This is a genomic window from Modestobacter sp. DSM 44400, assembly GCF_900107175.1.
GTDB lineage: Bacteria > Actinomycetota > Actinomycetes > Mycobacteriales > Geodermatophilaceae > Modestobacter.
The window spans coordinates 1-1,276 of record NZ_FNOZ01000174.1; the positions used below are offsets into that span (position 1 = coordinate 1).

At 69.3% G+C, this 1,276-nt stretch carries 1 protein-coding gene; it reads right to left on the reverse strand.

Translation table 11 applies throughout. The features are described 5' to 3' along the window. Positions 1-32 precede the first annotated feature (32 nt). A complete protein-coding gene (locus tag BLW04_RS25570; RefSeq protein WP_139307058.1) occupies positions 33-1,253 on the reverse strand; it encodes an IS256 family transposase in 1,221 nt (406 codons plus the stop codon). Positions 1,254-1,276 lie beyond the last annotated feature (23 nt).

A 1,276-nucleotide genomic window follows, 5' to 3' on the forward strand; every position in this document is an offset into this window, starting at 1 on the left:
GAGCAATCGTCAAGACCTGTGGATCAAGATCTTTAGGCGGCCTGTTGTTCGGGGGTTTCGTCGGGTCGTTCGATGAGCTTGCCGCCCTGGAATACGGCGCCGGCTCGGACGAGGGCGACCAGGTGGGGTGCGTTGACTGCCCGCCAGCGGTCCTGGGCGGCTTCGATGAGTTTGAAGGCCATCGCCAGCCCGGCGGCTCGTGAGCCGGGCCCGCGGGTGATCTTGGTGCGGTGTCGGACGGTGGCGAAGGTGGACTCGATCGGGTTGGTGGTGCGCAGATGGACCCAGTGCTCGGCGGGGTAGTCGTAGAAGGCGAGCAACTGGTCGAGGTGGTCGGTGATCTTGGCGGCCGCCTTGGGGAACTTGGCGCCGTAGGTGGCGGCGAAGGCCTTCGCCGCGGCGCGGGCGTGGGTCTTGTCCTCGGCGTTGTAGATCTCGGCGAGGGCCTTCTTCGCTCCGGGATGGACGGACTTGGGTAGCGCGGCGAGAACGTTGGCGATTTTGTGGAACCAGCAGCGCTGTTCGGCGGTGGCGGGGAAGATCTCGCGTAGCGCGGCCCAGAACCCCAGCGCCCCGTCACCGACGGCGAGCACCGGGGCGCGCATGCCGCGGCGGGCGGCGTCGCGCAGCAGGTCGGCCCAGGACTCGGTGGACTCCCGGTAGCCATCGGCCAGTGCCACCAGCTCCTTGCGGCCGTCGGCGCGCACTCCGATGAGCACCAGCAGGCACAGCTTGTGCTCCTCCAGGCGAATGTTGACGTGGATGCCGTCGGCCCACAGGTAGACGTAGTCCACCCCGGAGAGGTCGCGGGCGGCGAAGGTGCGCTGCTCGGTCTTCCAGGTCTCGGTCAGCTTCGTGATCACCGACGCCGACAGGCCCGCTGAGGAGCCGAGGAACTGGCCCAGCGCGGGCACGAAGTCACCGGAAGACAAGCCATGCAGGTACAGCAGGGGCAACACCTCGGTGATCTTCGGGGTCCTGCGCGCCCACGGCGGCAGGATCGCCGAGGAGAACCGGACCCGCTCGCCGGTCTCGGGATCGACGCGGCGGTCGTTGACCCGCGGCGCGGTCACCGCCACCGATCCGGCGCTGGTGAGCACCTCTCGGGGCTGATGGGAGCCGTTGCGCACCACCAGCCGACGGCCGGCCTCGTCCCGTTCGGCGGCGAAGCGGGCGACGTACTCCTCGACCTCGGCCTGCAGGGCCTCGGCCAGCATCCGCCGGGCACCCTCCCGCACGATCTCATCGATCAGGGACGAGGAACCGCCAGCCCTAG